The sequence below is a fragment of the Streptomyces sp. NRRL S-1022 genome (genome assembly GCF_000720135.1).
In the GTDB taxonomy this organism is placed as follows: Bacteria; Actinomycetota; Actinomycetes; order Streptomycetales; family Streptomycetaceae; genus Streptomyces.
This window is the reverse complement of sequence record NZ_JOIU01000218.1, coordinates 1-216: the sequence shown is the minus strand read 5'-3', so window position 1 is coordinate 216 and position 216 is coordinate 1. Positions and strand designations below refer to the sequence as shown.

The window sequence follows — 216 nt, the reverse complement described above, 5'->3', positions numbered from 1 at the left end:
CTCCTCGGGCACACCCTCCGCGCGGACCTCCTCGGCGGTCTTGCCGAAGGCGAGCGCCTGGGTCTGGGCGAAGAAGTTCGCCATCAACAGGTCGTGCTGCGCCTTGAGTTCCCCGCTCAGCTCGCCGACCGGCTCGGCGAAGCCGATGAAGTCGGCCGGGATCAGCTTGGTGCCCTGGTGGATCAACTGGTAGTAGGCGTGCTGCCCGTTGGTGCC

Annotated in this window: 1 pseudogene; it reads right to left on the bottom strand. The window is 67.6% G+C overall.

Annotation, left to right across the window (positions count from 1 at the left end):
- A pseudogene (locus tag IG05_RS43415) lies at positions 1 to 216 on the bottom strand (glucose-6-phosphate isomerase); the annotation flags it as partial.